The sequence below is a fragment of the Chitinophaga sp. Cy-1792 genome (assembly GCF_011752935.1).
GTDB lineage: Bacteria > Bacteroidota > Bacteroidia > Chitinophagales > Chitinophagaceae > Chitinophaga.
Genome location: NZ_VWWO01000003.1, coordinates 172,129 through 189,292 on the forward strand (window position 1 = coordinate 172,129; position 17,164 = coordinate 189,292).

The window sequence follows — 17,164 nt, forward strand, 5'->3', positions numbered from 1 at the left end:
ATAAATTGTTTAAACAATGAACACAATAACCATCGAAGGAGAACTCAGGAGCGAATTCGGCAAAAAAGCCACCCGTCAGATTCGTTCTGAGGAAAAAGTGCCTTGCGTTATTTACGGGGGTGCAGAAGTTGTAAATTTTTCAGCGCCTGCAAAAGCATTCAAAAACCTGGTTTACACTGCCGCTTTCCAAGTTGCAGCAATTAAACTGGGCGCAAAAACTTACCGTGCAGTAGTTAAAGATCTGCAGTTCGACGTTGTTACAGACGAACTGGCTCACATCGATTTCATGGAACTGGTAGAAGATAAACCAGTTAGCGTGACCGTTCCTATCAAACTGGTAGGTCAGTCAGTAGGTGTTAAAGCCGGTGGTAAACTGGTTTCTAAACTGAAAGCGCTGAAAGTTAAAGCACTGCCTAAATTCCTGGTTGAAAATATCGAAGTAAACATCGATAACCTGGAGCTGAACGGTAACATCCGCGTAGAAGACGTGAAACTGGAAGGTGTTGAGATCGTTAACTCTCCACGTATTCCTATCGCTTCTGTAGTGATGACCCGTCAGCTGCGTCAGGAAGAATCAGCTGCTGAAAAAGAAGGTAAAAAGAAATAATCTTTTTAGAAATATTTTTCAAAAAAGGCCTGTCTCTACTCAGAGATGGGCCCTTTTTAATTATATACCTGTTGATAATAAATACAATGAAATATTTAATAGCAGGATTAGGAAATATAGGTACGGAGTACCAGCATACCCGTCATAACATAGGATTTGACGTGGTAGATGCCTTCGTCGCCCATCATAAAGGTACTTTCCATAACGACCGCCTGGCAGATGTGGCAGAGGTGAAATGGAAAGGCAAAACCTTTATCGTTATTAAGCCTACCACCTACATGAACCTCAGTGGAAAGGCGGTTAAATACTGGATGGATAAAGAAAAGGTGCCGCTGGAAAACATCCTGGTTATCCTGGATGAACTGGCGTTGCCGCTGGATGTGATGCGTTTGCGCCCGGGAGGCAGCGATGCCGGCCATAACGGTCTTAAAAGCATCCAGGATTCACTTACTACCAATCAATACCCGCGCCTTCGTTTCGGGATAGGAAATAATTACCCTAAGGGACGTCAGGCAGAGTTCGTATTAAGTAAGTGGAAACACGATGAAATAGCCATCGTGCAGGAGAAAATCGATAAATGTACCGAGATCATCGAAAGTTTCGCGTTTGCCGGACTGCCCCGTACCATGAATGCATTTAATAACTTAACTTACCCGTCAGTTAAATAAATCTGTAAAGAAAATTTGTAAATATGGCAGTTAACTGCTTTATTTAACCTTTAAAAACAAGCGCATTATGAAAATTATTTGCGTAGGTAGAAACTATGCCGACCATGCCAAAGAATTGAATAATGAAGTACCCACTGAACCGGTTATCTTCATGAAACCGAAAAATGCCTTGCTTCAGAATACTCACCCATTTTACTATCCGGAGTTTACCAGCAATCTGCATTACGAATGTGAACTGGTACTGAGGGTCTGCAAGAACGGTAAGCATGTTCAGGAAAAATTCGCCGACAAGTACTACGATGCCATTACAGTAGGGATAGACCTTACCGCACGTGACCTCCAGGACAAACAAAAGGCCAAGGGCCTGCCCTGGGAAATTGCCAAAGCTTTCGATAATTCAGCGATCGTAGGCAAGTTCATCCCGATTACACCGGAAATGGACAAAAAAGATATCAATTTCTGCCTCTATAAAAATAAAGAGCTGGCACAACAGGGAAATACGAAGGACTTACTGTTTTCTTTCGACTCCCTGGTGGCATATATCTCCCGGTTTTTCACACTGAATATCGGTGACCTTATCTTCACCGGCACCCCTGCCGGCGTTGGGCCTACCGTTATCGGTGATAGCTTCGAAGCTTTTATCGAAGATGATAGCCTGCTGGAGTTTGCTGTTAAATAACTTTTTTGCTGATTATCCCGGGGAAATAACCAGCACCGCAGGTGCGGGTTATTTCCCCGGAAACAATAAAGGATGCCTTTGGCATCCTTTATTGTTTCCGGGGGATTCGCACTAATCATCTACCTGAAAAAAGAAAAGCGCCAGCGGCGCTTTCCATTAAGGTACGTTGGCATAAATAGTATCCAGTATCCGCGTCAATTCCTGGTAATCCCGCTCCGTCAGCGTATGCCACCCCACTTTACGCATTTCATGTACCATAGGTTTTACATCCTTGTACTTTTCCACACCGGCAGGGGTGAGCTGCAGGTAAACCTTTCGCCTGTCGGTACTATCCGCTTCCCTTTGTACTAATCCCTTCTTTACCAGCAACTCTATAATACGTGAAATGGTCGTAATGTCCTTGGAGGTATTACGGGCCAGCTCGTTGTGCGTAGTTTTCTTGTGTTTATAAAGATTTTCTACCAGCAACCATTGATCTACTGTAATATCTTTTTGCCTGGCATCGAACTCCTTCTGCCAATAATTGCGCAGTTTTTTGAGCGTAGCATCCAGCTTAAAAAAAGATGGATTACTGACGAAAGTATCAATCATATTTCTTTATATTTGCTTTAGCAATAGTTGTTATAGCAACTAATTTGCTTCTTCCATATTCTACACCAAAACAGTCTTATTGTGTTTAAAGATAGTACAAGCACATCAACTTTAAAAGAACCAGCCACCGGGAAGAAGAATATGAGTGGTCAGGATGAGCTGTTACGGGCCTACAGGCTGATGTCGGAAGCCGCTGCAATGGCAGCCATTTACGAGGCTAACCGACCCATTACCAAATACGTGCACTCTACCTCCAGAGGGCATGAAGCCATCCAGATTGCGACGGGACTGCAGTTACATCCATGGGACTATGTAAGCCCTTACTATCGCGACGACAGCATGATGCTGGCCATGGGGTTCACCCCCTATGAACTGATGTTGCAGCTGCTCGCCAAAGCCGATGACCCCTTCTCCGCCGGGCGTTCGTATTATTGTCACCCCAGCAGCAACCGCCCCGACAGGCCACAGATCCCACATCAGAGCAGTGCAACAGGTATGCAGGTAATTCCGGCTACCGGGATGGCACAAGGACTTCAATACCTGGCTCAGGTACAGTCGGACCTCCTGAAAACAGGCCCTGATGGCGAAATGCCGGTAGTGGTATGTTCACTGGGCGATGGCAGTGTTACAGAAGGAGAGGTGAGTGAGGCATTGCAGTTTGCCGTGCTGAAACAATTGCCGATCATCTACCTGGTACAGGATAATGAATGGGGAATTTCTGCTACTGCCGCCGAAACCCGCGCCATGGACGCCTATGAATACGCCGCCGGTTTTAAGGGCCTGGAACGTATGCGCGTTGACGGTAGTGACTACGAGGCAGCCCATGCAGGCATGGCCGCAGCCATCAACTATGTACGTCATGAGCGCAGACCTATACTGGTACTGGCTACTGTACCATTGTTAGGACACCATACAAGTGGTGTACGTAAAGAATGGTACCGTGGTGAAGATGACCTGGAAATGCATACTAAAAATGATCCTGTTCCCAAGCTGAAACAGCTGCTGCTGAAACGTGGCATTCGGGAAGAGGAACTGAAACAAATAGAAGAAGAGGCGGTGGCCTTTATCAGCGCATCTTTTGATAATGCTGTTGCTGCTGCTGCACCTGATGTTAACACGGTTACAGACCATGTGTTTGCACCTGCTGCCGTGACATCAGAAAGTGGTGATCGTACGCCGGCAAATGGCGCCAAAGTAGTAATGGTAGACGCGGCACTCCATGCCGTTGAAGAAATTATGCAGCGCTATCCGGAAGCGATCCTGTTTGGTCAGGACGTAGGACGCAGACTGGGAGGCGTTTTCCGCGAAGCAGCCACCCTGGGCGATAAATTCGGAGAACATCGTGTATACAACACCGCAATACAGGAGGCTTATATTATCGGTTCTACTGCTGGTTTGTCGGCCGTAGGCGTGAAGCCAATTGTAGAAGTGCAGTTCGCGGATTACATCTTCCCCGGATTTAACCAGCTGGTAACGGAGATAGCAAAATCCTGTTATCTCTCCAATGGAAAATACCCTGTACAAACACTGATACGTGTGCCTATCGGGGCTTACGGTGGTGGTGGGCCTTATCACTCCGGCAGTGTGGAATCTACGTTGTTAACTGTCAAAGGTATTAAGATCGTATATCCTTCCAATGCCGCGGATATGAAGGGGCTGATGAAAGCTGCCTTTCTGGACCCTAATCCGGTTGTAATGCTGGAGCACAAAGGGTTGTACTGGAGTAAGGTACCTGGCACCTTAGAAGCGATGACGATCGAGCCTGCTGCTGATTATGTGCTGCCATTGGGCAAAGGGGCTGTGGTACAGGCGGCGCACCCTAAAGATGTGGCCAGTGGAAGATCGATGTGTATTATTACTTACGGTATGGGCGTTTACTGGGCGAAAGCCGCTGCCAAAGCCTTTGCTGGTAATGTGGAAATTATTGATCTGCGTACCTTATTTCCGCTGGATGAAGCACTGGTATTTGATACCGTTCGTAAACATGGTAAATGCCTGGTCTTAACGGAAGAGCAGCTTAACAACTCTTTTGCACAGGCGCTGGCCGGCCGTATACAACATGCATGCTTTAAAGAGCTGGATGCGCCGGTATATACGCTGGGGGCACTTGACCTGCCTTGCGTACCGCTGAATACAGACCTGGAAGCCACCATGCTGCCTAATCCTGATAAGGTGGCTGCCTTGATCGCAGAACTGCTGGCATATTAAAATCTATCCTCTATTTATCCAGATATAAAAAGGCAAAGTTGGTAACGACTTTGCCTTTTTTCGGCATAGTTACTGCTGTCCATGTTGCGCTAAACGATCCCTGATGCACAACATTAAAGACCTCGAATTACGAAAATACCTGTTGCCACTGTACGATAAAACCCGCAATCCGGATGCGCGGGAGATGTTACTGGATATCGTGACCAGCTTGCCCGGCTCTACAGGGGAAATACTGGAGAAACAGGCCATCCCGAAGGCTTTTATTCAACATAAATACCATCGTTTACAATTTGATTATAACCCTTACGATTATACGGAGGTAGTGACTTTTCTCCGGCAGCTGCAGGAGCTGGATTTATCTGTTTCCAACGGGTGGCTATGGCAACTGATGAACAGAAAAGAATCCAGGAATGAATTTTTGCGTTTAGCCGGTGGCGTTAGTCAGGTTGTCATCTTTCTGGATCATCTCCGTAAATATTTTACGGTGATCAAACCGGAGCGTTTGCCAGCTCCCTTAAGTGGAAAGCTGGTACATATGCGGGGCCTGCTGGAAAAGATAGCACCGGAAAAATATGTGATGATTTGCAGGGCGGGTGAAATAAAACCCCGGATGGTGCAGCAATTGGTATTGTTGTTTACGAAAGAGATCACCGGGGGCGACTGGTTGATCTTCTGGCAGGCATTTAATGAACTGGAAGCCTGGATATCTATCTCAGCGGCGATTATGGCCAATAATATGGCTTTCCCGGTATTTGATGCCACGCAGTTTACATTGCTGGATTTTTATCATCCGGGGATTAAGCAGCCGGTAAAGAATTCGGTGCAGGGGAGCGGGAGGGTTTTATTGCTGACAGGGCCTAATATGTCCGGGAAGTCGACGCAGCTGAAATCAATTGGTATTTGTGTGTTCCTGGCGCATGCAGGGCTTGCGGTGCCGGCAGCCAGTTGTGTGATTCCCTACTTCGATGATATAGACGTGCTCATTCAGCTGAGTGATGACTTAATGAATGGTTACAGTCATTTTATGATGGAGGTAAAGCAGTTGAAATCTGTGGTAGAGCGGGCTACTGCCGGCGCCTGCTGTTTTGCGGTCTTTGATGAGTTGTTCAGGGGCACTAATGTGGACGATGCGACAGATATTTCATTGCAGACGATCAGTGGGTTGCTGTCGGCGCCTGGTGGCTTTTTTATTATCTCTACACATCTGCACCAGCTGGAATCTTTGCTGGAAATTAATTCGCGTCTGCTGACCTATTATATGGATTGTAACCTGGAGGGAGAGTGGCCACGATTTACCTATCAATTAAAGGAGGGATGGTCGTCTTTGAAGATAGGCAGGATTATTTTTAACCAGGAAGGATTGCCTGCGTTACTACGCCAGTGGAAATAATTATGTTAGTAATATATTGAGCAGGAAAGAAAAATATTTTCTTTATAAAAAAAGTTGCAAAAACGTTTTAGTTATTGGGAAATAGTTATATTTTTATCTAGAATATAGCCGAATGTGAAACCCGGATTCTGTATTAGTTTTGCTTGGACCATCATCGGATTTTATTAAAAACCTACTGCATCAGGGAACTGAAAGAGTTTGAGTAGCAACGAATACGTCGTAATTCCACGAAAATGCTGTAAGACTGATAATCATTTAAATTTTATCTTTTTATGTAAAAAATTCCGTCAATCTGTTTTAGCGTCACTGTAGTGCTAAATCGATTTTTCAGAGATATCTGGAAGTATGGTCACTAGTTGATCATAAGGGGATTTTTTTGCCAATTTTTAAGTTAATGCCAATATTATTGCGGAAGGCCAGGTTATTAATTTCCACGTATGGCACTTGGTCTTTCTGCAATAGTGATTCAATTCCATTATTTATCAACTAAAAAATGAACACTAAAAAACACTATTCAATCCTGATCTAACTTAAACGACTAAACGAAAATGTAGTCCGTGCTTTATACCGTTAAGGTATGAATCAACATCCTCATTCCCTATCTCATCACCGCTATGCCGGGATGACCGGACCCTTTTTGCTAAATCGATTTTGCAGGTGTGTCAAAACCTAAAAACCAAAATGTATGAAGAAGAAATCGACATTCGCGCTGCGATCAATACTTATGAGCAGCTGTCTGCTACTCATAACATTGCTGGCGGCCGCCCAATCCAAAAAAATCACCGGGCGCGTCCTCGACGCAAGGGATAACTCCCCGCTACCCGGCGTAACCGTTCAGATTAAAGGAAGCAGCACAGGTACCCAGACAGGGCCTGATGGCAGCTACTCCATTGATGCCGCTCCCGGAAGTACACTCGTATTCTCATTCATTGGTTATACCCAGCAACAGAAACTGGTAGGAAATACCCCTACCGTAAACATGACCCTCAGCACAGATACCAAATCCCTCCAGGACGTGGTGGTAATCGGTTACGGTACCCAGAAACGCTCTGACCTCACCGGTTCTGTTGCCTCTGTACGTGCGGCGCAGCTCCAGGAACGCCCTGCACCTTCCCTGAACCAGGCCCTCAGCGGCCGTATTCCGGGCGTACAGGTTAATACCAACTCCGGCCGCCCCGGTGGCCAGACCAAAGTACGTATCCGCGGCTTTTCATCCATCAATACTTCCAATAACCCACTCTATGTAGTAGACGGAGTGGCCCTGCCCGTTGGTAGCCAGACCCAGCAAAGTAATGCGATCGATTTTATCAACCCTAGTGATATCGAATCAGTGGAAGTGCTGAAAGATGCCTCGGCTACTGCCATCTATGGTGCACGTGGCGCCAACGGTGTTATCCTGATCACCACCAAGAAAGGCTCCGGTATCGGTGGCCGTGTTACCTACGATGCCTATGTAGGCAAAAACACACCAGGCCCTAACCGCGTGGAAATGCTCAATGCAAAGGAATACATGGCGGTAGAAGACCTCGCCTGGAAAAATGCGCAGACCTATGATCCCGCTGGTTGGGCTCGTGGCGACTATATCGCTAAAAACCCGGCACTGAAAAGAACAGACCCAAGACTCTTCGATAAGAGTGGTAACCCATTATATGATACAGACTGGTTCAAGGAATCTTTACAGCATAACCTGTCGCAGAACCACCAGCTGGGCTTTGCCGGCGGCAATGCCGACTCTCAGTACGGGCTCTATCTCGGCTACCTCGACGATGAAGGCCTGCTGCTCAATTCCTACCTCAAACGTTACTCTGCCCGCTTCACGGTAGATACCAAAGTAAAAGAATGGTTACGTGTGGGTGGATCACTCAGTTATAATAATCAGGAGGAAAACCTGGTAGACATCGGTACCGGTGGTCTGAACTCTGTTCGTATGATTACCGAAGCTTTGCCGTTTTTACCGGTTAAATTCGCCGATGGCACCTGGGCGAACAACAAAGTATACCCAGGCGCAGAAGGAGGCTCTAACCCCGTTCAAATCCTCACAGACAGGCAATATATCCTCAACACCCAGAACCTGCTCGGAAACGTATATGCCGACCTTCAGCTGGCGAAAGGGCTGACCTTCCGTTCTGTAATAGGTACCAACATCGTTACCCGTGGCCGTAATGAGTGGAACGGACGTTCCCTGATAGATATCTCTGCCACCCAGAAAGGTATCGCTGTAGTAGCCAACGACCGTGAAACATACTGGTCTTTTGAAAACTACCTGACGTATAACAAACGCTTTAACGAAAAGCACAACTTCACCGGTATGGCGGGGTTATCATGGCAGGAAACCAATATGTTCGGATTTAATGCCCGTGGCGAGAACTTCTCCACCGACTTCTTCGGAGATAACAACCTCGGTGCAGGTTCCAACATCCCGGCCAGTGGCGTAGGTTCTTCCCGCGGCCGCTTTGCCTTCAACTCTTATTTCGCCAGGTTGAACTATTCGTATAAAGAAAGATATCTCATCACCTTTACTGGTCGTGCGGATGGATCTTCCAAATTCGGAAAAAATAATAAATGGGGACTCTTCCCATCCACAGCACTTGCCTGGAGAGCTTCTGAAGAACCATGGCTGAAAAATAACAAGGTACTTTCCAACCTGAAATTCCGTACCAGCTACGGCCTCACCGGTAACTCGGAAATTCCGTCCTATAACTCGCTGGCTTCTTTGTCTGCCAGTGGTACATATGCTGCTGTGATCGGAGGTGCAAAAGTGCAGGGTATGGGTACAGGCCGCCTCGCAAATGCTGACCTGCGCTGGGAAAAAACAGCACAGTACGATGCAGGCGTGGAAATGGGTTTCCTCCACGACAGGATCAACCTGGAAGCTGATGTCTACTACCGTAAAACAACAGACATGCTCCTGGATGCGCCGGTGCCAAGTACCAGCGGTTATACCACCATCCGTAAGAACGTCGGTTCTATGGAAAACAAAGGGCTGGAGCTGAACCTGAACGCATTGGTAGTGAATGGTCACGACTTTACCTGGAACTCCGCTTTCAACATTTCCTTTAACAGAAATAAAGTGCTGTCGCTTGCTACACCTGCTGATATCTTCGGCGTGGGCGGACCTAACTTCACCAACCAGACCAACATCATTCGTGTAGGCGAGCCCGTTGGTTCTTTCTGGGGTCTGAAACGCCTGGGTACCTGGAGTACTGCAGAAGCAGCAGAAGCAGCCAAATTCTCCGACTATCGCGGTGGTAAACCTATCCTGCCGGGTGATATCAAATACCTCGATGTTAACGGCGACCATGCCATCAACGATGCAGATCGTATGATTATCGGTAATGGTAACCCTAAAGGCTGGGGTGGTTTTATCAACAACTTCAAGTATAAAAACTGGGAGCTGACACTGGAAATCCAGTATATGTATGGTAATGATGTATTGAATATGTCGCACCACTCCGGCGAAGACCGCACCGGTCTTGCCAACAGCTTCAAATCTGTACTCAACTACTGGACACCGGAACACCAGAATACCATGATTGCTGCACCGCGTGATCCTTCTGCGGGTTATGTTACAAATGTGGATACCCGCTGGGTAGAAGATGGTTCCTTTATCCGTGGTAAAAACCTGTTACTGGGTTATAACTTCCCGGCAGAAACCATTCAGCGCATGCATCTGTCAAGACTCCGTATATACGGCTCTGTTCAGAACTTCTTCCTTAAAACAAAGTATAGTGGCAACGATCCGGAAGTAACTACCTACGGTGATTCTTTCGCGCAGGGACAAACATTCTTTGATTATCCCAAGCCAACTACCTACACAGTAGGTCTCAACGTAGCATTCTAAACAGTTCTGTTAAAAAAAAGAAATTATCATGAAGCGTTCAATTTTCAATAAATACCTCCTGCTGGGCCTGATGGGTGCGATGCTTGCCGGCGCTGGTACCGGCTGTAAAAAGTTCCTGGATGAAACCGATCCGTCTAACCTGTCGCCGGACAGTTATTTTACCCTTCCTGAACACGCAGATGCTGCCGTATTTGCAGCGTATTCGCGTACCCGTATGATAGGAGAGGGCGCCGGTATCTTCTCCAATAACTTCCAGATGCTGGATGCCGTTACCGGTACTGCTATTACGGGAACAGCCCAGAACTCTGACCTGAACAACCTGCTGGGCCTCGTTTACAACGGGGATAACCTGCACGTAGGCCAGTGGTGGAAAGGTTTATATAAAGAAATCGCACAGTGTAACCTGACGCTGGACAAAGTACCTGGCATCAATCCAATGGATTCTGCACAGAAGAAAGCCGTGCTGGGCGAAGCTTCCTTCCTGCGTGCCTGGGGGTATTTCTATGCAGTAAGAATCTGGGGTGATATCCCGCTGATTTTAAAATCGCAGACAGCTTCTTCTCCTGACTTCTCTCCATCCCGTGCTAAAACAGAAGATGTTTATGCACAGATTGTAAAAGACCTGCAGAATGCAGAAGCAGCCGGACTTCCATGGACCAATACCAATGGCCGTGTAGGACTGGCAGCCGTGAAAACACAGCTGGCAAAAGTATATCTCACCATGGCAGGCTATCCGCTCAATAAAGGAGGAGAGTATTATAAACTGGCGGCAAACAAAGCAAAGGAAGTCATCGATTATGCCACAGCAAACCCTGCACAGGTAGGACTGTTCTCCAGCTACAACGACTTACACAGCGTAGCGATGAACAACAAGCTGGAGCAGCTTTTCGAAGTACAATACCTCAGCGGTGTGGAAGAAAATCCATTACAGTCGCTGATGCTGCCTAATAACTCCCTGCCTAAAAATATATCAGCAAAAGGTAGTGGGGTAGGTAGTTCCATGCCTTCTGTTTCTTTCTATAATTCTTTCAAAAAATTTGAACCTACGGATAAACGTACAGACGAACAGCAGTTCTTCTTTACATCTTATTATGTAGATGGTAATGGTGCCGACTTTGCTTTAGGTTCACCGTATATTTTCAAACACTTCGATGTGGTGTGTAATGGTACCAAAGGCCAACCGGGAACGGGGATCAGTAACCTGAACGTTCCGCAGATCAGGTATGCAGAAACATTGCTGATTTATGCAGAAGCACAGAACAAAGCGGACGGTGCACCTAACGCTGCTGCCTATACGGCATTGAATGCAGTGCGTACACGTGCGAATATTCCTGCTTTATCCGGACTGGATGCTACTTCCTTTGAAAAAGCCGTGTGGCGCGAGCGCTGGCATGAGTTCTGTTACGAAGGAATTATCTGGTTTGATATGGTGAGATTGAGAAAAGTGTATAATGAAGATACTAACGACTTCGACAACTTTGAAGGACATGTGAACAAAAATTCAGGTCAGGCCCTGCAGAAAAAGCACCTGCTTTTTCCATTGCCTACGTTTGAGATGAAGAACAATCCGAATCTCAAACCTCAGAACGACGGTTACGGTAACTAGTGATGAAGTTACTGGTTTAAGGCAGTGTCTTTCCGTGGCATAGCGCGGAAAGCACTGCTTTTTATTTATGGATATCCTCTTTTTCGAGTGTGAAGTTGATAGCGGTAGTGAGTCGCTTTAATGCAATAGACAGCTGGTTTTCCACTGTTTTTACGGAGAGGTTAAGAATGGCAGCTACTTCTTTATATTTCATACCATGTTGTTTTATCAACAGGTAGATCGTTTTACATTTTGGGGGAAGTTGCTGGATGGTGTTTTCCATTTTGCGGATCATTTCCGCTGAGATCAGCTGCTGTTCAGGGTTACTGTCGATAGCTATCTGGATAGTGTCTTCTTCCGGCAGTACAATTTCCCTGATAACGGATTGTTTCCTTCTATAATCGATGGCCTTGTTACGGGCAACTACAAAAAGATATACTTCCGGATTTTTTATCTGACGCAATGATGTACGCTTTTGCCAGCAGTGCATAAAAACATCATTGGTGATTTCTTCTGCAACTTCTCTTGACCTGGTGAGGGAATACGAATAGCGAAGCAGGCGGACAAAATAATGATTGTAGAAGCTTTTGAAAGCATCTTCATCATTGTCCACAGTCATAGCTATGAAAAGCTCATTAGTTGTACACTGTTCCATCCCTTAGCCCTAGATATTGGTTGCAATTTATATAACGCAGATTAAGCTAAAGTTAACAAAATATTACATCTGCAAAAGGTTTTTGTATTTAATACTAAATTAATATTCCACTGATATTGGATTGACATTTTGGGGGCATCAAAAAAAAGTTAAAATCTTTTTGGGGGTTTTTGAGATAATTTTCGTCCTTCCTGTAATAACGATTTGCAGCATTGATGACAGACAGTAACCGCATACAGGTGTTGATGGCCCGAAAGGTAGCAGGGGAAGCCACTTCCGAAGAACTGGAAGAGCTGGAGCTGTTACTGTTAAAGCATCCATCGTTGCAGTATGCGTTCAATATAATAGCTGATATACAATTATCTGATTCCGATGGATTTACAGAGGAAGAAGAAGAGACATTGAAGCAAAGCGGGATGGGACGCCTGACGCAATGGCTGGATGAACAGCCGGTAATCGTTCCTTACCGTTTCCCATGGAAAACATTTTCAGCACTGGCCGCAGGAGTTGCCTTGCTGATAGGTACCTATATATTATGGCCTAAACAAACAGAACGGACATACGCCAACGAGGTCATCACGCGCAATGGCTCCAAAACCACACTGGTTTTACCGGATGGCAGCAGCGTAGTACTGAATGCATGCAGCCGCCTGCAATATGATGCCAACAGCTTCCTGAAAGGAGACAGAACAGTATCCTTAATAGGGGAGGCCTTCTTTGATATCAAGCATGACCCGGCGCATCCTTTCATAGTGCATTCCGGCGATGTAAATATTAAAGTACTTGGGACCTCCTTTAACGTGAAAGCCTATACAGAAGACGCTTCCGTGGAAACAAGCCTGATCTCGGGAAAAGTAGCAGTAGAATTCAGTACAGAAAAGAGTCAACACCATAAAGAAGTGATTCTGCTGCCGTCACAGAAACTTACCATTAATAAACTTGATATCATTAAAAACAGCGATAAACAAAAGTTATCTGCTAATTTCTCCGTTGCACCCATAAAAACGCCAGCCCCTGTTGAATCAGAGACTACACCGGGGCCGCCAACAGCCTGGATGGACGACCGCTTCGAGTTTGATAATCTGAATCTTGAAGATTTGTCGCACGACCTGGAACGCTGGTATAATGTGAAGATTTCTTTTAAAGACGATAAATACAAGAAAGAAGTATTTACCGGCGCATTCAAAAAACAAACTATAGAAGATGTGCTGAATGCCCTGCAATTAACGCTGGGCTTCCATTACCAACTGGATAAAGATCAGCATACTGTCACCATCTGGTAAGCAGATGTCCTGTAATTAATATTTAAATCCTGATTATCTGATTATATCACGATAAAACATCCATGGTCTATGGACAAATAAGCAAGAAATTATCATAACAGACTTAGAATCATGAAAAAAGGAGAATGCGGCAACATTCCCCTTTGGACAAAGGCTAAACAACTGAACCGATCGGCAAGATCCGGTAATGGCCTATTATTTAACCTAATGAAACAAATTTATGAAAAAAAGCTATTGGTGGCCTGCCAATATTCCCGAGGGGAATATGAGGAAACTCCTTATGCGTATGAAACTAACATCCGTATTGCTATGCGCCGGATTTCTGCAATTGAGTGCACATGGTTACTCTCAGGAGAAAATCAGTGTCGATTACAGTAATATACATATCAGCAAATTGCTGAATGTTATCGGTAAGAAAAGCGATTTTACGATTCTTTATAAAAATGATGCGATCCCTGACACAAAGATCAGCATCAAAATGAATGACGCTCCTGTTACAGAGATTCTTGACAAGGCGCTGAAAGGTACTTCCCTGGGCTATAGAGTAATGCCTAACCACCTCCTGGTTATCGTTAAAGACGGTGACCAGATCACTACCGTAAAGGTAAAAGGTACGGTGAAAGATGCCGACGGTACGCCACTGATCGGTGTTACGGTGAAAGTGATGGGTATGACCAAAGGTGCCACCACTAACGTGAACGGTGTATACGAAATGGAAGTGCCGGAGAATGCAGTGCTGGAATTCTCTTACCTGGGCTATGAAACGCATACCCTTAACGTGAAGGGCGCCCAGAACTACAACATGACGCTGGCAGCAAATTCCAGCGGTCTCAATGAAGTGGTGGTAGTAGGTTATGGTACGCAGAAGAAAGCTAACCTCAGCGGCGCCGTGGATAATATCTCCGGTAAAGCTTTGGAAAGTCGCCCGATTACCAACGTGGGTACGGGTTTACAAGGACTGATTCCTAACCTGAACATAGGTATTTCCAGTGGTCGTTCTGCAGATGCTCCTTCCTTTAACCTCCGTGGATATACTTCCCTTTCCGGCGGTGATCCGTTTATCCTGGTAGATAATATCCCTTTTACTGCCAGCGAAGTTTCCCGTTTGAACCCTGCCGATATTGAGAATGTAACCGTGCTGAAAGATGCGGCTTCTGCTGCCATCTATGGTGCCCGTGCTGCATTCGGTGTGGTGCTGATCACCACCAAAACCGCCAAAGCAGGTAAACTCAAAGTTACAGCCAATGCCAACTACGCGGTTCGTTCGCTGGGTAAAGTACCGGATGTTATCACTGATCCGCTGATCACCATGCAGATGAAGCATGACGCGGCTACTCCGCTGTACGACCTGTATACAGATGCACAACGCGCCTATGCGGCACAGCGTTCGAAAGATCCTTCGTTGCCAGCTGTAATTGTGGACCCAAGCAATCCTAATGCCTGGGCATATTACGGTATGACCGACTGGTTACATACCGTTTATAACAAAAGTGCTCCTGCCTATACCGGTAATTTTAGTTTGTCTAAGGGAGATGATAAACTCACCTACTATCTGTCCGGTGAATACTACCGTCAGGATGGTATGCTGCGTTCTAACCCGGATATCTATACCCGTTATAACCTCCGCGCCAAAGCTACCTATCAGCTGAACAGCAGACTGAAACTGGGTACCAATACTACGTATACAGATATGGGTTATAATACGCCTACAGTAGCTAATACCTATCTGTATTTCCATAATGCCAACAGAACGCCATCATTATCAGTGCCTAAAAACCCTGATGGAACCTGGACTTCCGACGGTGCTGCCCTCTTAGGCAAACTCCAGGATGGTGGCCGTACCAATACCGGTTACCGCGAATTCCTCGCCAGCCTGAATGGTGACCTGGCCCTAATCAAGAATGTGTGGAACCTGAAATCTGATTACTCTATTCGCAGAACAGATGGTGGTGGCAGTGAACTGAACCTGCCGGTTTCTTACCGCACAGGTCCTGGTCAGCCTTTGGGTTATACCGATGGGAATACTTCCAGCGTAAAAAATAACTCGACAAATACCCAATACGATGTATTCAACGTGTATTCCGACTTTCATAAGAAAATCAAGAAGCATGATTTGACTGCATTGGTGGGCTTCAACCAGGAAAAATATTCCTGGGAATATTATTGGGTAAAGGCAAATGGTCTTATCAGTCCTCAATATCCAAACCTCCAGTTAACTACAGGTGATGTATCTAAGTCAGATACTATCAGAGAGTGGTCCGTACGTGGGGTGTTCTACAGACTGGCATATTCCTACAATGATAAATACCTGGTAGAATTCAACGGCCGCCGCGATGGTAGCTCCCGTTTCCCTGCATCTAACCGCTGGGGTACTTTCCCATCTGCTTCTGCAGCATGGGTAGTTACCAATGAGGAATTCTTCAAACCTATTGCACAGTCTATTAAACTGGACTTCCTGAAAGTACGTGGTTCCTATGGTGTACTGGGTGATCAGTCTGCCAATCCATATGGTTATCAGCCAGCTATGCCTTCCGGCCAGATCAATGTTATCCTGGATGGCTCTAAACCTACAGGAGTATATATTGCGCCACCTGTAAGCGCCGACTATACCTGGCAGAAAGTGCGTAGCATTGATGGAGGTATTGACCTTTCCCTGCTCAAACAACGTTTATCTGTTAGCTACGACCGCTATACCCGCTATACAGAAGGTATGTTTATCAAAGGGAAAACTCTTCCTGGCGCCTTTGGCGACGATCCTCCAAATGTAAACGGTGGTAACCTGAAAACACGTGGCTCCGAACTCAGCATCTCCTGGCGCGATGAGTTTAATATCGGAAAGAATCCATTCAGCTATAGTGTAAAAGTGGCAGTAGCTGACAGCCGCTCCTTCATTACTAAATTCGACAACCCTAGCGGTACCCTCGATGATCACTATGTTGGACAAGAAATCGGCGAAATCTGGGGCCTCACCACAGAAGGTTTCTTCCAGAACGAAGCAGAGCTGAAAAACCATGCAGACCAGACTAAAGTAGGTTCTGATGACCAGGGTTATAAATGGTATGTAGGTGACCTGAAATTCAAAGATATCAATGGCGACGGTGAAATCAGTTACGGTAAAAATACACTGGCGGATCACGGTGATAAGAGAATCATTGGTAACGACGCCATCAGATTCCCTTACAGCATTGATATGAGCGGTATGTACAAAGGCTTCGACCTCCGCCTGTTCTTCCAGGGGGTTGGTAAACGTGACTGGTATCCAGGTAACAGCAACCACTATTTCTGGGGTATCTATGCACAGCCATGGGCAAACGTTCAGGTACAGAATATGGACCACTGGACACCGGAAAATCCTAATGCTTACTTCCCTCGCGTAAAATCTTATATCGCAGAAGATAAAACAGAATTAGGTGCACCGCAAACCCGCTACCTGCAAAATGCGGCCTATCTGCGCCTGAAGAACATTACCGTTGGTTATACATTGCCTAAATCACTCACAGATAAGATGAGAATCGCTCACCTGCGCTTCTATTTCAGCGCAGAGAACGTCTTCACCGTATCTCACCTGAAAGCTGATATAGATCCTGAAGGACTCGATGGTACCATCTATCCTTTCCAGAAAACATATTCGTGCGGTCTGAACCTGAACTTTTAAAA

Annotated in this window: 11 protein-coding genes; 9 read left to right on the forward strand and 2 right to left on the reverse strand. The window is 46.0% G+C overall.

Annotated features, from left to right (window positions below):
• Positions 1–16 precede the first annotated feature (16 nt).
• The 3 genes from F3J22_RS25960 to F3J22_RS25970 all read left to right on the forward strand — a co-directional run bounded on the left by F3J22_RS25960 (position 17) and on the right by F3J22_RS25970 (position 1,954).
• The gene (locus F3J22_RS25960; protein ID WP_167020917.1) at positions 17–607 is read left to right on the forward strand and encodes a 50S ribosomal protein L25; all 591 of its coding nucleotides are present in this window, start codon (positions 17–19) and stop codon (positions 605–607) included.
• Positions 608–693: 86 nt separating this feature from the next.
• Entirely contained in the window at positions 694–1,275 is a 582-nt protein-coding gene (gene pth / locus F3J22_RS25965) for an aminoacyl-tRNA hydrolase (RefSeq protein ID WP_167020918.1), read from the forward strand.
• 67 nt (positions 1,276–1,342) lie between these two features.
• Positions 1,343–1,954 carry a fumarylacetoacetate hydrolase family protein gene (locus F3J22_RS25970; RefSeq protein WP_167020919.1) on the forward strand — a complete coding sequence of 204 codons (612 nt, stop codon included), beginning with the start codon at positions 1,343–1,345 and terminating at the stop codon, positions 1,952–1,954.
• 156 nt (positions 1,955–2,110) lie between these two features.
• Here the strand turns inward: F3J22_RS25970 and F3J22_RS25975 are convergent, their stop codons facing one another.
• Positions 2,111–2,545, reverse strand: a complete 435-nt coding sequence (locus F3J22_RS25975; RefSeq protein ID WP_167020920.1) for a MarR family winged helix-turn-helix transcriptional regulator — start codon at positions 2,543–2,545, stop codon at positions 2,111–2,113.
• A gap of 81 nt (positions 2,546–2,626) precedes the next feature.
• Here F3J22_RS25975 and F3J22_RS25980 point away from each other — a divergent pair, with 81 nt between their 5' ends.
• The 4 genes from F3J22_RS25980 to F3J22_RS25995 all read left to right on the forward strand — a co-directional run bounded on the left by F3J22_RS25980 (position 2,627) and on the right by F3J22_RS25995 (position 11,590).
• On the forward strand, positions 2,627–4,753 hold the full coding sequence (locus F3J22_RS25980; protein ID WP_370459468.1) for a thiamine pyrophosphate-dependent enzyme: 2,127 nt from the start codon (positions 2,627–2,629) through the stop codon (positions 4,751–4,753).
• A gap of 103 nt (positions 4,754–4,856) precedes the next feature.
• Positions 4,857–6,143: a hypothetical protein gene (locus F3J22_RS25985; protein WP_167020921.1), complete on the forward strand. Its 1,287-nt coding sequence runs from the start codon at positions 4,857–4,859 to the stop codon at positions 6,141–6,143.
• A 685-nt stretch (positions 6,144–6,828) separates the two neighbouring features.
• Entirely contained in the window at positions 6,829–9,984 is a 3,156-nt protein-coding gene (locus tag F3J22_RS25990) for a TonB-dependent receptor (RefSeq protein ID WP_167020922.1), read from the forward strand.
• Between the two features lie 28 nt (positions 9,985–10,012).
• Positions 10,013–11,590, forward strand: a complete 1,578-nt coding sequence (locus F3J22_RS25995) for a RagB/SusD family nutrient uptake outer membrane protein (protein ID WP_167020923.1) — start codon at positions 10,013–10,015, stop codon at positions 11,588–11,590.
• A 61-nt stretch (positions 11,591–11,651) separates the two neighbouring features.
• Here the strand turns inward: F3J22_RS25995 and F3J22_RS26000 are convergent, their stop codons facing one another.
• Positions 11,652–12,188, reverse strand: coding sequence for an RNA polymerase sigma factor (locus tag F3J22_RS26000; RefSeq protein ID WP_167020924.1), 537 nt, complete (start codon positions 12,186–12,188; stop codon positions 11,652–11,654).
• 251 nt (positions 12,189–12,439) lie between these two features.
• Between F3J22_RS26000 and F3J22_RS26005 the strand changes: the two genes are divergently transcribed.
• Together F3J22_RS26005 and F3J22_RS26010 are read left to right on the forward strand one after the other, a co-directional pair.
• Positions 12,440–13,507 (forward strand): FecR family protein, encoded by a 1,068-nt coding sequence (locus F3J22_RS26005; RefSeq protein ID WP_167020925.1) that lies wholly within the window; start codon positions 12,440–12,442, stop codon positions 13,505–13,507.
• 286 nt (positions 13,508–13,793) lie between these two features.
• Positions 13,794–17,162, forward strand: a complete 3,369-nt coding sequence (locus tag F3J22_RS26010) for a SusC/RagA family TonB-linked outer membrane protein (RefSeq protein ID WP_205195699.1) — start codon at positions 13,794–13,796, stop codon at positions 17,160–17,162.
• The last annotated feature ends 2 nt before the right edge of the window (positions 17,163–17,164 follow it).